The organism is Planktotalea sp. (assembly GCF_049680325.1).
Lineage (GTDB): Bacteria > Pseudomonadota > Alphaproteobacteria > Rhodobacterales > Rhodobacteraceae > Planktotalea.
Genome location: NZ_JBAUHO010000290.1, coordinates 1 through 17,884 on the forward strand (window position 1 = coordinate 1; position 17,884 = coordinate 17,884).

The 17,884-nt window shown below is 55.5% G+C and carries 9 protein-coding genes; 2 read left to right on the plus strand and 7 right to left on the minus strand.

Going from position 1 to position 17,884, the window contains the following annotated elements:
- A partial coding sequence (locus tag WBC85_RS13295) for an NAD-dependent epimerase/dehydratase family protein (RefSeq protein WP_424438031.1) occupies positions 1-844 on the plus strand: 844 nt, incomplete at its 5' end.
- 137 nt (positions 845-981) lie between these two features.
- Positions 982-1,869 carry a CpsD/CapB family tyrosine-protein kinase gene (locus tag WBC85_RS13300; RefSeq protein WP_424438034.1) on the plus strand — a complete coding sequence of 296 codons (888 nt, stop codon included), beginning with the start codon at positions 982-984 and terminating at the stop codon, positions 1,867-1,869.
- Here WBC85_RS13300 and WBC85_RS13305 read toward each other — a convergent pair.
- From WBC85_RS13305 to WBC85_RS13335, 7 genes are all read right to left on the minus strand, one after another.
- Positions 1,866-3,185, minus strand: coding sequence for a GumC family protein (locus WBC85_RS13305; protein ID WP_424438037.1), 1,320 nt, complete (start codon positions 3,183-3,185; stop codon positions 1,866-1,868). The two genes, WBC85_RS13300 and WBC85_RS13305, sit on opposite strands and share 4 nt — an antisense overlap.
- 278 nt (positions 3,186-3,463) lie before the next feature.
- The gene (locus WBC85_RS13310; RefSeq protein WP_424438040.1) at positions 3,464-4,462 is read right to left on the minus strand and encodes a hypothetical protein; all 999 of its coding nucleotides are present in this window, start codon (positions 4,460-4,462) and stop codon (positions 3,464-3,466) included.
- A complete protein-coding gene (locus WBC85_RS13315; protein ID WP_424438043.1) occupies positions 4,459-5,088 on the minus strand; it encodes a 4'-phosphopantetheinyl transferase family protein in 630 nt (209 codons plus the stop codon). Before WBC85_RS13315 ends, WBC85_RS13310 begins: the two co-directional genes overlap by 4 nt.
- A complete protein-coding gene (locus WBC85_RS13320) occupies positions 5,085-9,590 on the minus strand; it encodes a MupA/Atu3671 family FMN-dependent luciferase-like monooxygenase (protein WP_424438046.1) in 4,506 nt (1,501 codons plus the stop codon). Before WBC85_RS13320 ends, WBC85_RS13315 begins: the two co-directional genes overlap by 4 nt.
- Entirely contained in the window at positions 9,591-10,583 is a 993-nt protein-coding gene (locus WBC85_RS13325) for a glycosyltransferase family 2 protein (protein WP_424438049.1), read from the minus strand.
- 3 nt (positions 10,584-10,586) lie between these two features.
- Positions 10,587-16,997: a type I polyketide synthase gene (locus tag WBC85_RS13330; protein ID WP_424438052.1), complete on the minus strand. Its 6,411-nt coding sequence runs from the start codon at positions 16,995-16,997 to the stop codon at positions 10,587-10,589.
- 115 nt (positions 16,998-17,112) lie between these two features.
- Positions 17,113-17,884, minus strand: a 772-nt coding sequence (locus WBC85_RS13335; RefSeq protein WP_424438055.1) for an oligosaccharide flippase family protein, incomplete at its 5' end; no start/stop codon positions are given.

The following is a 17,884-nucleotide window of genomic DNA, read 5'->3' on the forward strand; positions in this document are numbered from 1 at the left end:
CCTTAAAGACAAGGCCGCGCTCGTCGCAGCGATGCAAGGGATCAAGACCGTTTACAACCTTGCCAAATCCATGGACACCACATGGGATCTTTGCCTGCAAAACGATGTGGGTGTCGCGGTAAACATAGCTGAAGCCGCGCTAGAGGCCGGTGTTGAAAGGCTGGTCTATACAGGCACAATCGCCTCTTACGACATGTCATCCGAGGCGAATACGATCCGAGAAGCGACGCCATTTGGGGATGATATGAGCGATCGCAACCTCTATGCACGCTCCAAGGCGGAGTGCGAACGCCAGCTTATGCACATGCATGAAACGCGCGGTTTGCCCCTAACCATCGCGCGGCCCGGAATCGTTATCGGCGCGGGCGGTCCCCTTCAGCATTGGGGCATCGGGCGCTGGCACGGCGCTGGGGCTGTGCGGCTCTGGAGTGCAGGACACAACAAGCTACCCTTTGTCTTGATCGAAGACGTAAGCGAGGGCTTGATCCAAATGGGAAAAAACCCTGCTGCAATCGGGCAATCCTTTAACCTTGTCGGCGATATCCATTTTACCGCCCGGGAATATTTCGATGCCATCCACGACGCACTCGGTGCGCGCGTGAAAGTAAAGGGCGGAAATCCAACCCTTTTCTGGGCGGTTGATGCTGTAAAATATGTGTTGAAGAAACATGCGCTACGGCGCCATGGCGTGCTACGCCCTTCCCTTATGGATTGGAAATCTCGCGCACATTTCAGCCCGTTTGACAACGCGCAGAGCAAAGCCATGCTGGGCTGGGCACCCGAAACAGAGCGCGATGCTTTCATCCAAAAAGGCATCATCGAGGCTAATTTGCTCGGATATTAATCCCCTAATCACAAGAAATTGCGCAAAACTTCATACCCTGCCCCTTGCAGCGACATGATTTGGCCCAATTTTTTAAGCTATAGTGGACGAAACGCACGCATCGAATTGATGCGCGCTTCAAAGGACGAGCGCAGGTTATGAGCAAGACCAATTCCAGCCCGCTGGACGCAGATAGCCAGAACACTGGAAACCGCCGCAGGTTTTCGGGTGGCGGTATGCGCTTGTCTGATACGGAAGCCGCCGAAATGCGCCGCCGCCTGATAAAACCGATGAAGGCACCATCGAGCTTTGTGCAGGCCCCGGACATGTGGGATCGTCTTGGCAGCATCCCAGTGAAAGAAGCGCATCTTGAACAACAGCGCGTTATCAGCGCGAGCCGACATAATCCTGCGCATGTTGCTTTCGATGTTTTGCGCACGCGCTTGGTACAAAGCCTTGCAGAACGAGGATGGCGCCGCGTCGTTATCACCTCCCCGACCAAAGATTGCGGCAAAACATTTATCTCGACCAACCTTGCTATCAGCATGTCGCGCCAAGAGCGCCTTCGCACGGTGCTAATGGACCTCGATCTGCGCAACCCGTCAGTTGCCCCGCTGCTTGGTGTCGACGAGCCGGGCACCATGGGGGATTTCCTGCGTGGAAACGTGTCTGTCGATGGGCATTTCAAGCGTATGGGTCAGAACATGCTGAAGATCGGCTCGAACGTCGCATTCGGCCTGAACAACGTGCGCGAACCGTTTGCTTCCGAAATGCTTGGCTCGGCAGCGACGTCCGACGCGATTGCACAGATGGAAGCGGAACTGGAACCCGATGTTGTAATCTACGACATGCCGCCCGCGCTTTATCATGATGACGTCATGGCATTTCGTGAACACTATGATGCCGTCTTGCTTGTCGTTGGCGGTGGCACAACCAAGGCCAACGAGGTGCGTGAGCTCAAGCGTCGTTTTGGTGATGACAAGCCGCTGCTAGGTGTCATCCTGAACAAGGCCGAAGGCCTATCAATCAGCCATTATAGCTACTAGCTATTTGCCTCGCGCTTGAACAAGCCGCCAAGCATCCCGCCCAATCCCTTTTCCGCAAGCGTTCGTAGAATGAACGGAAGAGATAGGATCAAAGCGACAAAACCAGCAATCCAAGTCAGCTTGCGACGGCGTTGCTCCCAAGTGCTGCTCACGTAAGGAATTGAAACGACCGGCTGTAGACCAAGCTGTCGTTCAAGTTGCGCGCTTGTGCGAATTGCTGGGTTCATCATTTCCAATGCAAGTGCCGCGAGGCAAGCAAGAAAGCCACTGCCAATAAAACCGAGCATCGCGATTTTCTTGCGGCTTGGAGAGACTGCATATTCTGGCACCAACGCCGTTTCCAGCACGACAAATCGCTCGGATTGGTCGGCTGTTTCAAGCAATTGACCCATTTCCGCCTCTGCGCGGCCAGTTGTGATAACGCTGTACTGATCTTGCAGTTGACGCAAACGGCGGCTCAAGGCGCCAAGTTCACGCTCAATCTCTGGTGCCGCAGCGATGACGGCGTCGATGCGATTGATCCGTTGCTGGATCAATGCCTTTTGCTCTTCGAGACGGGTAACCTGCAAATCCACAACAGACTGGCGTTGACGGTTGGTATTGCTGGACGCTGCGATAATCTCGCGCTCGATCTCTAGTTCGGTTTCGCGCAGGGTGCCTAGTTGATCGCGCTGCGACAGGATCCCGCTTGGTAGCGCATCAGAGTTGGCACTTTTGAACGCGGCAATCTCTTCTTCGATAACCAAAATGTCGGCACCAATACGCTCTTCTTCGCTAGTAAAGAATGCAAGCGCGCCTTTGCTACGCTCTTCTTTGCGCTTGCGGTTTTCCTCTAGGACCGAGCCAAGAAATTCGTTGGCGATGCGCGCCGCCAGTTCGGGATCGCCAAACCTCACACTTATCAACAAGCCCGACGGAGTAATGTTAGGCTGCCAAGATTGAGCCCCATCTTTGTTCTGGGCAATTTGCACAGAACTGCGCAACGCATCGACCTTTTCATTCAATGGCATCCCAAAACCATCGGAAAACAGTTCAAGTTTCTCGATCACTCGCACCAGACTATCGCGCGCCATCAAACGTTGTTCGATCAATGTCAAACGATGTGCCGCACCATTGCTCAGAGAGGTCGCCCCCGACGTTTGATTGGCTACCGAGGCGCTTTCAATTTGCAAAGCGGCATGGGTTTCATAAAGGCTGGGCTGGTTCAGCGCATAGTAAATCGCTGCCAGCGTTCCAAGACACACGATAAGCGCCATCAGGAAAAAACGACGTTTGATAACGCCGAAAAATTCGCCAACTGTTCTGATCTGATCCAAACCAACTCTCCTTAGCCAAACGCCTGGCCATAACCATTTATTCCCCGAAAAGGCCAATACAATAGCCCTGGGTCACATCGAAAGTTGCTGCCTATTTGACGTCATCGCACACGAGGTAAACACCCCGCCATTGCGGCAAACCCTATGAAAGGTCTGCCAACAAAGTCCCCCACGGAATCGGTGGCAGCCGATGCGTCTTGGACAAAGGTATCAGAACCAGACAAATTTTGCCACGTTTTAGTCATATTTTCTCAGAAACAATCCATTTGAATTGTTTCCTATTGCCGCGCCAGTCCGGTCAGGGGATCGTTCTTGACGACCTGCCAAACTATGCCCTGAATTTGAGTGATAGCTTCGGGGGAAGCTACTGAAATTACTTCACTTTCATCATAAAGAGCAACCTTTCCCGCAAGCCCCATCGGGTTGGTGTGATAAAGCACTGCATAATGCGTTAGCGCGGCGATGTAGTTACCCAAGTGCCCAACATGGATCGTATCAAGCGAACCATCCTCGTTTTGCGCAAATAGATCTTCGACTTTACCCAAGCCCTTTAACTTACCCGCCTCAATCTGTCGTGCGATCTCGGCAAATACCTGACCAACAGGAACCACGTAAATCGGTCGCGGCTGCGTATCGTAGGCAAGTGCGGGGCGCAAAATACCATCCTCCCAGTACCGAACCCGATCTTTTTCCAAACGGGCACGCCAGCCTTCGGGGTCATTAACGTTGTGCCATGTCTCATAAAGATAAATGCGCGTGTCTACGCGCCCTTCACGCGCAAGACTTGCAAACTTATGCAGATAATTCGCGCTCTCAAAATACTCGATGGCGTCTCTTAGCTCTACCATCTCGGTCAAGATCACCGCATCATAATCTCCGCTCTCCAGCGCCGACCTCACGTCGCGAAAACGGGGATGCGCGTTCTCTTTCTCAAATCCGAAAACCTCTTCACCCGGCTCCCAATGTGATTTGAGCGGCGTGCCCCAACCGATCTGGCTTTCATATTCGTGCGCACGAGCGGTTGCTTGCGCAAACTGGCGCAGCATGTCGGGCATGTTGCGGTTCACCAGAGAATGACCAAGGTGAAAGACGCGCAGCCCTTTTTCAGGTGCGTTCAAAGGGGTTTCATAGAGCGCTTCAAACTGCGCGCGCGGCAATGGATCTGGTGTACAGCGCGTCAACCCACACGCCGATAGCAGCAGCAAAAGCGCGCTTGATCCAAGGAATCGCTTGGCGCAAAGCGCCCGATGAAACTTGGCGACAGCGCGGCGGATCATTGCTTTACCCCTTCGATAATGCACTGTGAAATCACGTGGCTTGAAACATGAATTGTCGGCACATCGAACTGCGAACCCTCGGGATAAGCGCCCACTTGACGGGTAAGAACGAGCCCGCTGTTCCCATCGCTTTTGGCCGCATGAAAGCCCATCAACTCACCGCAAATCGGAAAGAGTGCCTTGAACAGCGCTTCTTTCATGCTGAACAGCTCAATGGCCTCTGCCCCGCTGACATGAAGCTCGCTTTCATGCAAAATTGCGCTGCGTAACTCGTCCTTCAGGGGCATGTCACGTTCCGCATCAATTCCGATCGACGCGATGTCAGCCAAGCGGGCAACACCTGCGATACAGATTTCACGGCTGTGCGTGATAGAGCCACAAAAACCATCTGGCCAGATCGGTGCACGGTAGGGGCCTACGAGGATTTCAATGTCGTTGTGACCCAAACCCGAAAGTGCAGCGCGCGCAGCATCACGACCAGCGCTAAACTCTGTTTTGCGCTTTTCGATCGCATTCGCGACGGCCTCGGCTTCCCTGCCGATCAAAGGGTAGTGTTGCCGCGGATCACGCACAGCAAAGGCCAGCGTTCTTGGCAAGAACCCCTCTAATGCGGCGACGAGACTCATTTACGCAAGCGCGCTGCCCGCATCGCGCGTCGTTTAGCCATTGCATCAACGCGCCCTTCAGCGCGCGCCGTTGGCTGGCCCGGAGCGGCAGCATTCGTTTCTGTTTGGCGCGTTGACGTTTGCGCAATCGCCTGACCACCACTTGCCGCGACCCGCTCGGCCAAGGCCGAAAGAACAGGAAAACGGAAAATGTCGGTAATTGAAATCTTCGCGCCCATGGTATCGCGAATTTCGCGGTGCGCTTGAACCGCAAGCAGGGAATGCCCGCCGATGTCAAAGAAATTGTCGCTTGGCGCGATGTTATGCACCCCAAGTATGGCGCTCCAAATTGTAGCGATCTGCGCAGTTACCTCCGATGCACCTACCTGAACGATACCCGTTACAGGCGTGGGCATCTCCACCTTCTTCGCTGGTTTCGGCGCTGGCAGCGCGGCGCGATCCACCTTCTTGTTCGGCGTCAGCGGGAAGCTATCAATCACTTCAACACTAGAAGGCACCATATGCGTCGGCAGTTTTGATTTCATGGCAGCACGCAGCGCGTCAGGTGCCAGTGATTGACCCGTCACATAGGCAATCAAACGCACATCACCGGGGGTATCTTCGCGCGCGACAACAACCGCCTGCTTCACGCCGGCTTGGGCCTCAAGCGCACTTTCAATCTCTCCCAGCTCGATACGGTAGCCGCGCAGTTTGATCTGGTTATCAACACGGCCAAGAAACTCAATCTCGCCTTCTGCTGTTTGCTTGACCAGATCACCCGTGCGATACATTCGCCCACCGTCAGGCGCAGGCACAAAGCGCTCGGCTGTCAGGTCAGCACGTTGCCAGTAGCCGCGCGTCACACCTGCACCGCCAATGCAAAGTTCACCCTCTGCTCCAATCTGGCAAAGCGCACCCTGCTCATCCAACACGTAGAATTGCGTGTTGGCGATTGGCTGGCCAAGGGGGATCGTCCCCTCGCCTTCCGCCTTGCGGGTCGAAGACCAGATCGTTGTTTCCGTTGGCCCATACATATTGGTGATCTCGGCTTTGCTCGCCGCCTTCAAATCCGCGACAAGCGCCGCTGGCAAGGCTTCGCCCCCGATCATAATTTCCTGCAAACCTGCCAAAGCGCCACGCGCTTCGTCGTTCATGCAAATCATCCGCGCCATTGATGGCGTGCATTGCATATGGGTTACCTTGTGCCGAACTAATTGCGCCGCGATGGAAAAATCATCGCTGGCCATTGTTTGTGACGTGTTGGAGCGTCGAACAACCTCGGCCAAGGGTTTCAACCCCTCCAGAACCTGTTCGGTCCCAATGCCATAATCAATCAGACAGGCAACTTCGTTCACACCAATCCGCTTAAGCGCGTCCACCTTGCTCATGCAGTCTTGCACAGTGCCAAACAGGCCCGAATCCTCGAAATAGCGTTGAAAGGCAAAGTCGAGTATGCCTTCCAATTCGTCCTCTTCCAATGATCCAAGATCAAGCTGGAATGCGTTATCCACGCCTTCCGGGCGTTTGAATGCCGGGAAGGCCCAAGCATATTGCTTTATCAGGCCCGCCGCTGAACGCAGGTAATCTTTCATCGGCTCACGCGCGATCTCTCGTGCAATCTCGCGCGTTTCGGCGATGAATGTGTGCAGCATCAGGGTTACTTTGAAATCGCTCGGATCGTGCCCCGCCTCGCGTAGCGCATCGTGATAAAGTGTTATCTTTCCCGCAACCTCGTCAATGCTTTGCCCCAGCAGGTGGGTTAGCACATTCGCGCCGATGGCACCTGCTTCTTTCCAAGTCTCCGGATTGCCAGCCGTGGTCACCCAGATAGGCACCTCTTTGCTAACGGGTCGGGGCTGGGTAACAACCGCGTGCATACCGCCGTCGGCCTTAGGGAATTCAACCGCTTCACCCCGCCAAAGCTTGCGCACCTTGTCGATGGTATCCATCAATGCAGGTTTGTTGTCGGGGGGCGTATTTTCAGGGCGTAGTACAAAATCGTCAGGTTGCCAGCCAGAAGCCATAGCAAGCCCCGCACGCCCGTTCGTGAGATTGTCGATCACCGACCATTCTTCGGCAATCCGTGCCGGATGGTGCAACGGTGCAACGCAAGAGCCAGAACGCACACCAATATTCTTGGTTACCGCGGCAACCGCAGCGCCCGTAACCGAAGGATTGGGATAGGGTCCGCCGAACGCATGGAAGTGCCGCTCTGGCGTCCAAACCGCGCAAAAACCGTGGTCGTCAGCAAACTTTGCACCCTCAAGCAGCAGCTCGTATTTCTTTTCGCCCGCACCATCGTCGTTGCCCCAGTAATAAATAGAGAATTCCATTTCGGCGTCTGAGGTCATCACAGGACCATTAGACAGAACCGCTCGGGTTTCGTCAGAGGTCACAACCAGTTTAAAACCGCGTGTAAGCGTATAGAAAAGCTCCAACACCGAGATGTCGAAGTTGAGCGAAGTCACGGCAAGCCAAGTTCCCGCCGGATCATGATTAAGACGCTGGTCCATACCGACAAAGAAATTGCTCAGATTGCGATGTTCGATCATCACGCCCTTTGGGCGCCCCGTAGAGCCAGAGGTGAAAATAAGATAGGCAAGGTTCTCTGGACCCGCGACAGCGTGCAGATTGTCATCGCTTGCGTTTTGAAGTCTTGGATCGCGGTCTAGTTCCAACAGTGCGGCGCTATGATCTGGCAAGCTGCCAGAGATCGCGCTTTGCGTCACGATCACAGACACAGCGCTGTCTTCAAGGTAACCCGTAAGACGGTGTTCAGGATAAGCAGGATCAAGCGGAACATAAGCACCGCCCGCTTTCATGATCGCCAAAGCGCCAATCAGCATCTCAAGCGAGCGCGATGTATATAGCCCGACAAGCGTGTCGGCCTTAACACCCATTTGTTGCAAGACATGCGCGGCTTTATTAGCGGCAGCATTCAAAGCCGCATAGCTCAGGCTTTGATCTTCGACGATAACGGCTATCGCATCAGGCGTTTTCGCGACTTTCGCCTCGAAGAGCTGTGGCAGGCAGGTTTCATCAAACGGTATTTCTGTTGCGTTCCAAGCATGCAAAATTTCCGCTTCACTATTCGGGACACGCGGGATGTCTTGCGCGGCTGTGCCTTGGCCAAGATGCTCTGCTATATGTACGAGGCGTGCTGCAAGGATAGCGGCACCAGCAGCGCTAAGGTGCGCGCTGTCATAATGAAGTTTCGTGCCAGCAAGTGTCGCGACGCAGCCTTCAATCGGGCCAGCCTCGGACAAGCCCAGAACAGGGGTTCGAACTTGGCTAAGGGCGGTATCACGCACCAAAAGATCACGCGCGAAACTTCCCTTTTCGCGAAGCGTCGAGAGCTCGGAAATATCGCGCATTGGCACCCAGTCAGATAGCAGTAGCGATCCATTCCTTATACCCAGAGCAATGTCACAAGGAGCACCCGTCATTTGCATGGCAAGGGTCATCATCGCTTGACCAAGCAGGTCTTCATGCGTGGTCTCTACCGCGCATTCGAGCCAACCCTGCCCGCCCTGATCTGAGGTCAAAGGCAGCGCGCAGGGGGTCATTTCACCAAGCCGCTTACGCCAGAATGCATCTGCCTTGGCTGCCGCATTCAGTTGATGCTGCACATCATTTGATATCGCTATCGGCACAGCCATGTCACCGACAGACAAAGCGGAAAGATCACCGCCGGCGCACATCAACCGCAAGGCACCATCAGAAAAGGCGAGCGTGACGCTATCGCTGCTAACGGCTAAAACCTCGCCTGCGCGTCCTTTGAGGGCGTTTTCCGCCTCCGCGCTGGCAACGTGGATAATCTGTGCGCCAATCCGAATTTTCGGAGCGCAAAGCGGGTTCCAATAGGGGCCATGATCCAGCGCCTGAACAACTCGCAAAGCGCTTGCACGCGGTTGGGTGTGGTCCAGAAATCCGTGACCTTCTGGCCGCTGCGCCAAAGCGAAATAGCTGCGTTGGGATAGGTCCTGATCCGTTGCAGCAAGCGGTTCAACACTGATTGCATCCAAGACGCGTGCGAAACTTTGAACGCCCGCCTCAAAGCAACGCGTGTTCAGGGTAAATGCTGTATCAGATGCACGGATATCAAAACCTTCCCGCGCAATGATGCGGCCCTCATCAACACCGCCCTCGATCAAATGCCATGTTATACCATGCAGTTTTTCACCCTTGAGCAAAGCCCAGACGGGCGCGTTCAAACCTGCATAGCGCGGCAGCGGCCCGTCATGAAAATTGATCGCGCCCTTGCGCGCAAGGCCAAGCAAATCTGCAGGCAACATCACCAGATTGGCGACAGAGAAAATCCAGTCAACTGCCCCGCCCAAACGGGCCGTCAAACCAGCGCCAAAGCCAAGCACATCAAGCCCTTCACCCGCCGCCCATGTGCGCACATCCGCACTATGGGTGACAACGGCGCGTACATCAAAGCCGCGCGCGCGCAGCTGACGGCCAGCTTCAATTGTAAGGCTTTCCGACCCGATCAGGATCGCGCTTTGCGGGGCACTCATCTAACTTTCTCCAACACGTTCTAACGTACCTAGGCGCGGCACTTTTGCGGCGCGCGGTCGGGATAATAAATTGCGGGTATCGTGGACAATCAGATCACGCAGGAAGTGATCTGGGTCGGCTTGTGGTTTGCCTTGTAGCAGGCGTCGTACACGCCAAAGCAGCCCGCCAACGACATGGGCCTTCACCGCAAGCAAGGCATAAAGCCAACCGTGGTTCTTAGTGAAGTAGTGCAAACGCGAGTCGAACCAGTATTGCGGCATGCGCGCCCAGGTTTTCATGCCCGTTGAAACCGAACCGATATGCGTCACTTCACTGCTCCGCACGAAGACCGTTGGCCAGCCAGCGAGCTTTGCGCGTCGACACAGATCCGTTTCCTCAAAGTAGAGAAAGAACGTCTCGTCAAAGAGGCCGATGTCCTCAAGCACCTTGCGCCGCATCATTAGGCTTGCCCCTGCGAGCCAGTCCACCTCGCAAGTTTGATCTGGCACATCAATCGGCACCCGTTTATTGCGCAGCGCGCGCGAGATAGGACCAAAGCGTGCAGCGCCTTCAAGTTCGGACCATATAGACGGGAAGCGAAAAGTCGTCAGATGCGGATCGCCCTCGGGGCCATGGATGTAACTGCCTGCAAAACCGACCTTCGGATTCGCTTCCAAATGATCCAATAGCGCGCGAATGCTGCCCTCATCCGGAAAGGCGTCCGAGTTCAGCACATAGTAATAATCCGGCGCGCTGCCATCCGAGAGCCCAAGGCGCAAACCCACGTTGTTGCCTGCACCAAATCCACCGTTATGCCCGGATTGAACGACCCGAACACGCGGCAAGCCCTGAGCGCTGGCTGACAGCATTTCGAACGATCCGTCGTTGCTGTCATTGTCAACAATGACAATCTCGCCCTCAAGTCCAGCCATTTCACGCAGTGCAGCCGCGAGCGATTGCAGCGTCATCTCAGGGGTTTTGTAGTTCAGGATTATGGTCAGGATGCTGGGCATGATCTACTCTGCTGCCATATGATCGGGAATGGCATTCGGCGCGGTTTCTGCCGCTTCGATGGCCGCTTTCATCCGCGCGGCCAGCACGCGCACATTCGGCTCAAGCACCATACTGTCATGATCGCCCGGAACCTCTGTCACCTGCACTTTGGGCGCATGTTGGGTCCAATCATTGTCATGCAAGACATAGGCACGTTCAGAGTTGATCTGCTTGCCGCCAGACACTGTCCAATGGCCAACCAAAGGTGGTCGATAAAGCTGCAAGTTACCATGCCACGGACGCACCTCATAAGCTGCAACAGCCTCTAGGAAGGCCGCTTCTATCTCTGCGTTATGGAACTGATGCTCTTGGGTTTGTCCCAAATCAGGTGCACGGCGTTTGGATATCTCCCACGCGACGCGTCGCGCGATCCAACGCAATGGATATAAAAGACCACCACGTTTAAGTTCTGCCCCCTGAATGTAAAGGCGATCAATCGTCGACAACGCCCGTCGCTTTGGCAAGGGCGTATCAAGCAAGACAACCAGATCAACCTGCTCGCCCGCCGCCTCTAACTGGCGCGCCATCTCGTAGGCAGTTATGCCGCCGCCTGAGAACCCACCCAGCATGTAAGGCCCATGCGGCTGCACCTCTTGCAGTTCTACGATATAGTCGCGCGCGGCGTCCTCGATGCTGCGATGCGGTTCTTGATCGCCGTAAAGCCCACGCGCCTGAAGGCCGTAGAACGGGCGGTCCGCGCCAAGTAAATGCGCAAGATGGCGAAGGTTCAGGACATTTCCAAACATCCCGGCAACCAGAAAGAACGGCGCTTTGTTGCCCCGCGCACCTTCGTGCATCGGGACGATATGCGTGAAACGGCGCTCTGGTGCTTTGGGCATTGGGGCGTCGTCTACGCCGGATTGCGGGCCGATTTGCGCCTCGATCAGCGCCGATATCTTGCGAATTGTCGGTGCCTCGAACAGGATCGAAATCGGAAAATCCAAACGGTAGGCCTTCTTGATCTGTGCAAACAAACGCACAGCAATCAGCGAGTGGCCACCAAGGTCAAAAAAGCTGTCGTCGATACCCACATCGGACACGCCAAGCAGATCTTGCCACATCCCTGCCAAGGTCCGCTCGATTTCGCTTTCTGGCGCTGCATAATCGCTATCCAGATCAGGGCGCTCGAAACCAGCCGAACCAGTGCTTTGAACCAGGTCCAGCGCCCCTTGCGCCTTGAGGGCATCCAAATCCAGGGATGAAATCGTGATTTGCGATACACCCAACGACATGACCCGCGCAAAGGCATCTGCCCCTTCGTCGGGACGTATGCCCTGGGCGATATTGTGATGGAGCCGTTCTTCAGCGGTTGAAAGCGGTTGCGTCGCAGCGCTTTCATCAAATTCCAGCTCGTTGGCATGCGGTGCGGGGCCATGAGCGAGGGATGAGCGATCCTCGATCCGCTTGATCGAAAACCCGTCAATCTCTGCGCAGACCTCACCCTCTGGTGTGCAAAGCATCAGATCGAACCGCACGGCTTCGCCGTCGCGGCGAACAGAACGGACCCAAGAGATAATCTTTGAAGGCAAGTCACGGAAAACGCGCACATTTGAATAGCTAAGCGGCACCCAAAGGTGGTCCCCGCCATAGCCGTCAATCAGCCCCATCGCCCAGCCCGTCGCAAGGTCCATCAGTGCAGGATGCAGGCCGAAACCGGTATCGTTTGCAGCCTCGGGCGGCAGCGATAGTTCGGCTATGCCGCTGCCTTGGCCCAGCGACATCGCGTTCAATACGCGCCAGCGCGGGCCGAAATCCAAATGCGCCTCTTGCGGCGAGACAAGCGTTTCCCCTTGAGCGGCGCGCTGCATTTCAGGAAGGCCTTCGCGCACCGAAGCGAGATCAATCACATCGGGCTGGCCAAGCTTGCTTAGAACAAGGCTTGCTTGAGCATTACGTTGCCAAGCGGTTCGACCCTGGAACTGGATCTCGCTCAGCACTTCCATTTCAAAGCCCGCATCAATTGTGCTCAACCGCACACGCATTTTGCGCGATGCGGCCTCGCCCACATCCAAAGGCCGCAGGAAGTAGAGGTCGCGAATGCTAAAGGCACCATTGATCCCCAACGCGCGCAACGCTTGGCGCGCGATTTCCAGATAACCCGTGCCCGGCATCAGGATTGTGCCATCCTTGGTGCGATGCTCGGACAGCACCCAATGATGATCGACGGACAATTCGGTTTCGAAAACGTGCCGCCCGTCAACATCCGCCGACAGAATATCCAAAAGCGGTTGCCGCGCATCGCGTGCAGGAAGCACATTCGGCGTACCTAGGCGTGCGGCCATCGCATCTGCGGCCATGCCCACGCCAGCCCAGACACCCCAGCCGAGCGCAATCACACGGGTGGCGTCGCCCTGGCGCGCATTTGCATAGGCATTGAGAAAATCATTCGCAGCGACATAGTCAATCTGACCCGCAGGGGCCGTCACCGTCGAGGATGATGAAAAGAGCACAAGCCAGTCCAAAGCCCCGTCTTCCCAGACTTTGCCGATCACTTCGGTGCCGTGAATTTTCGGCGTGAACACCGCCTCGACTGAGCCTGCGCCCTTCGCCAAAATGGGTGCATCATCAATAACGCCCGCCGCGTGAATGATCCCCGTCAAAGGACCAAATCTGGCCTCTGCCTGCTCGCGCACGCGCCGCATGTCTTCGGCATTGCAAACATCACCAACGAGGCAAAGAACCTCACCGCCTAGCGCTTCTAGCGCTTGCACGGCGTCTACATAACGCGCGGCAGGATCAGCAGGGGCCAACATGTCCCAGCTTGCGCGATCAGGCAATTCCTTGCGCGACACAAGAACGATGCGTGCCTGAAAGCGGGTGATGAAATCGCGCGCAAGGCTTTGACCAATGCCGCCAAATCCACCCGTTATCAAAACGGCAGCGCCTTGTTCCAAGGCCCATGGTTGTTCTGGCAAAGGCAGGGCGCGCGTTACTGTTGTCTGCTCGTAACGGGTGCCAGCGCGCACGGCAGCGATCTTGTTACCCTGCGCGCTTAACAGCTCTTCCAACACAAGATCGGTAAAATCTTCTGTTTGCGCAGGCTTGGAAAATAGTGACTTCGCCTTCAATGGTGGCACCGAAATATCAAGCCATGAGGCGGTCACGCCGGGGAATTCGGCGGGCGTCACTTTGACGGGACCGTTCAAACAGGCCTTCTCGGGGTAGCGCGCGATCTGCCCTGCAAGGCTATGTGCATCCGAAGAAAAGACAGAAATATGCAAAGGCGTCGGCAGACCCTCGCCGCTGATCGCCTGAGCGAGGAACATGAGCGAATAAAAGCCCTGCTCTTGATTGCGATGGAAAAAGCTTGAGCCGGGGCGATAGCGCTCTTCTTGTGTCACAGACCAGAAATGGGCGATCCGTTCTGGCGTGCGTCCTGTTGCAACCAGCTCGGCAAGAAGGCGATCATATCCTTCGCGGCCTTGTTCAGGGGCAAGAGCAAATCGATCCTGCGACAGACGTGCAAAGGCGTCGCCTGTTACGACCTCCGTCACGCTGTGCCCTGCACGTCGCAAACGCTCTATCACAGGGGCGGCGACACCCGCCTCATCCACAAAGAACAGCCATGTCGTTGGCTCGCCAAGATCGTTTGCCACATCGAAAGCACAATCCGCATATCGCTTTTGCCAATGAGGCACATATCCCCAGTCAGCAATATCGTCGCGTCGCATAATCCGTGTCGGTGCAGGCGCAGTTTGGGGCGCTGAGGCCTCGATGAAATACGGACTGCGTTGGAACTGATATCCCGGCAAAACCACTTTATTTCGCGCGGCGTCGCCCCAGATTTGAGGCCAGTCAATATCAAAGCCGACCGCCCAGAGCCGCCCAAGAACCGACATGAAATACGCATCATCCGCGACGTCCTGTTCTGGATGGCGCAGAACATTTATCACCTGATCGCTTTCTACCGCCTCGCATTGCTGCGCAAGCGAGCTGAGCGCTTTGCCCGGCCCAACCTCGATGTAGGCACAGTTCTTCGCCGCTGCGATATGCGAAATGCCGTCGGCAAAATGCACTGTGCCGCGCAGGTGTTGAACCCAGTAGTCCGGGTCGGTTGCCTGCGCGTGCGTTAGCTCATGGCCCGTGCGGTTCGAAATAATCGGGATGCTAGGAGCATTTAGCGAGATTGAGCGCAGATAGTCACCAAAGCGCGTCAGAATAGGTTCCAACATCCGGCTGTGCGCGGCAATATCGATTGGGATGCGTTGGCAATCAATGTCCTCGCTACCTAGGCGTGTTTGCAAGGCATCAAGTGCCTCTTGTGGGCCCGAAGCAACCGAAAGGTTAGGACCATTTATTGCCGCAAGATCAAGCGTGTCGCCGAGGTACTCTCGCAAATCAGCTGCCGGCATTGAGACGCTTAACATGCCCCCTGCTGGCACCGTGTCGAACATCTGTCCTCGCAACAGCACAAGGCCAATGCAATCTTCAAAGCTTATCACGCCAGCCAATGCGGCGGCGGTGTTTTCGCCCATGGAATGACCGATCAGAACACGCGGGGTTATGCCCCAGCTTTCCAGCAGTTTAGCCAGCGCATATTCAACGATCATAATCAATGGCAATTGAATTGAGGGCTTCTTCAGCGCCTCATCAGCCGCACTACGTCCGTTTTCTTCAGGCAGCCAGAGCGCGCGAATATCATAGTCAAGACGCGGTTGAAGCACCTCCAAACCGGCATCAATCCATTCGGCGAAAACCGGTTCTGTCTCATAAAGATCCCGCGCCATGCCCGCGTATTGCGCGCCGCCGCCGGGGAACATGAAGACAGCTTCGGGATTGGAAAGCACACGGTGGGTGAACACCTCGCGCGGGTCAGATTTTGCGAGCTTTTCAGCCGCCTCTTTTGCGGTTTGCGCGACAACAACGCGGCGGCGTTCAAAAGCGCGGCGCCCTTCCTTAAGCGTAAAGGCGACATCGGCGAGATCCGTTTCAGTGCCTTGTAAATATTCGCCAAGAGCAGCGGTGTTCGCATCAAGCGCCGATTTGTTGCGCCCAGAGATTGTGAGCACCTGGAACGGCCAATCCGATGCCTCTGACGCGGCACGTTCGGGGGCTTCTTCAACAACTGCATGTGCATTCGTGCCGCCTACGCCAAGGGAATTGACACCAGCGCGGCGCGGGCCTTTGTGTGACGTCCATTCTGTTAACGTGTCGTTCACGGTGAACGGGCTAGTGTCGAACTCAATCGCAGGATTCGGAGCCTCATAGCCAAGGCTAGGTGGCATCTGTTTGTGATGCAGCGAGAGCGCCGTTTTTATCAAAGATGCGGCTCCTGCCGCTGTATCCAAGTGACCAATATTGGTTTTCACTGATCCGATACGGCAGAACCTTATTTCGTCAGTTGTCTCGCGGAAGGCTTCGGTCAGCGCGGCCACCTCGATCGGGTCGCCCAGATAAGTGCCTGTTCCATGGCATTCGATGTAATCGACCGTATCGGCGCTGACACCTGCAATGGCTTGGGCCTCCGCTATTGCGGCGGCCTGTCCGCCGACGGACGGGGCAAGATAGCCTGCTTTGTCTGAGCCGTCATTATTGACTGCCGTGCCTTTAATCACCGCCCAAATGTGATCGCGATCGGCAATTGCGTCCTCTAATCGGCGCAACACAACAGCGCCCGCGCCCGAACCAAAGACCGTGCCTTGAGCGCGATGGTCAAAGGCATGGCATTGCCCGTCAGGGGATAGAATTTCGTTTTCTTTGAATAGATAGCCCTGCCCTTGCGGCAGATCGATTGTCACGCCCCCTGCAATCGCCATGTCGCATTCGCCATTCAGCAAAGCTGCGCTCGCATAATGCACGCCAACCAAAGACGTAGAGCACGCCGTTTGCAGCGAAATAGACGGACCACGCAGGTCTAAGAAATGGCTAAGTCGGGTGCTGAGGAAATCCTTGTCATTGCCCGTGTGGCGCAGCAGGAACATGCCTGTATTTTCGACCAGATCGCGGTTCGAGCAAATGTTGAAATAGAAATAACTCCCCATTCCACAGCCCGCATAGACCCCAATCGGACCTGTGAAATTTTCAGGCATATGACCGGCATTTTCCAAGGCGTGCCAGGATACTTCCAGAAACTTGCGGTGCTGCGGATCCATGATTGCCGCCTCTTTCGGGCTAAGCCCGAAGAAATCAGCGTCAAATTCTGTGTAGCCTTCAAGGTTTGCCGCGAATGGGACGTAATTCGGGTCGGCCAGCGTTGCCGGGTCCACCCCTGCTTGGAGCATGTCTTCTTCGCTCAAACGGCGAATAGCGGACGTACCGCTGCGCAGCATATCCCAATAGGCATCCAAGCCTAGAGCGCCGGGCAATTGCGCGGCCATTCCGACAATAGCTATATCGCCAGACATTTCGGTTTGGGACGCGTCAAACTCAGACATACCACCACTCAAGCATCACAGATCAGGATCGTTTATCCCCCAACAATAAGAACATTTTGAGGCACTGACCAAAAAACTTACGCCCTATTGCGGTATCTGATTACCCGCCATGCAGCTAACTCATAGCGGCAAGTTCGACAACACCGTCCCAATTCATCCATAGCGCCAGCGCCATCACCGCGGCACCAAGCAGCGCGAAAGCCAGATCATGAAATGGATCCCATGCTCCCATGCGGCGCGCCAACCAGATCACGACAGGATAGATCAACACCATTGCAAGGCCGATGCTGAACAACGCACCAATCAGACCGAACATCTCGAGGGCGATGAACATGGCCGTTAACATGATAACCGCCCGGCTTGCCGCCAGAACAAAGAACCGCTTGGAATCCCCCGCGGCAAGGGCGGCTTGATCGTAAGTCAACACAATGATCTGCGGTACCTGCATACAGGCGATGATGGTCACAATGATACCCGCCGCTTGATAACGTGGATCATACAGAAATCCGACCAGCGGCACGCCGACGAAAGCCAGTAGCGCAACACCGAACAAAAGTCCTCCGCTCACCACAAAGCGCATCTTACGAAGGGCGGCAAAGTTTGCTGCACTCGCGCGGGGGGGGCGTTCACGGTAGAGCGGGATCAAAAGCTTGTGCGTGACCGAAACCCCAAGCAAAAGCGGGAAGCTGGCAAGGAAAAACCCGATGTTATAGACCCCGAATTGATCCAGAGGCAGATATTTACCCAACAGCATTTTGTCGCTCTGATTAAAGAGGAACCCAGCGACGGTGCTTAGAAAAATCCATTTGCCGAAATTGATAAGCTCACTGGCAGCTGGCTTTTCCCATTCGAACTTATCGCGGTGCCCCTCAAGGTAAGTCCAATAA

Coding starts and splice junctions, on each gene's coding strand:
- WBC85_RS13320 (WP_424438046.1), bottom strand. CDS start 9,590: ATGAGTGCCCCGCAAAGCGCGATCCTGATCGGGTCGGAAAGCCTTACA.
- WBC85_RS13330 (WP_424438052.1), bottom strand. CDS start 16,997: ATGTCTGAGTTTGACGCGTCCCAAACCGAAATGTCTGGCGATATAGCT.
- WBC85_RS13325 (WP_424438049.1), bottom strand. CDS start 10,583: ATGCCCAGCATCCTGACCATAATCCTGAACTACAAAACCCCTGAGATG.
- WBC85_RS13300 (WP_424438034.1), top strand. CDS start 982: ATGAGCAAGACCAATTCCAGCCCGCTGGACGCAGATAGCCAGAACACT.
- WBC85_RS13315 (WP_424438043.1), bottom strand. CDS start 5,088: ATGAGTCTCGTCGCCGCATTAGAGGGGTTCTTGCCAAGAACGCTGGCC.
- WBC85_RS13310 (WP_424438040.1), bottom strand. CDS start 4,462: ATGATCCGCCGCGCTGTCGCCAAGTTTCATCGGGCGCTTTGCGCCAAG.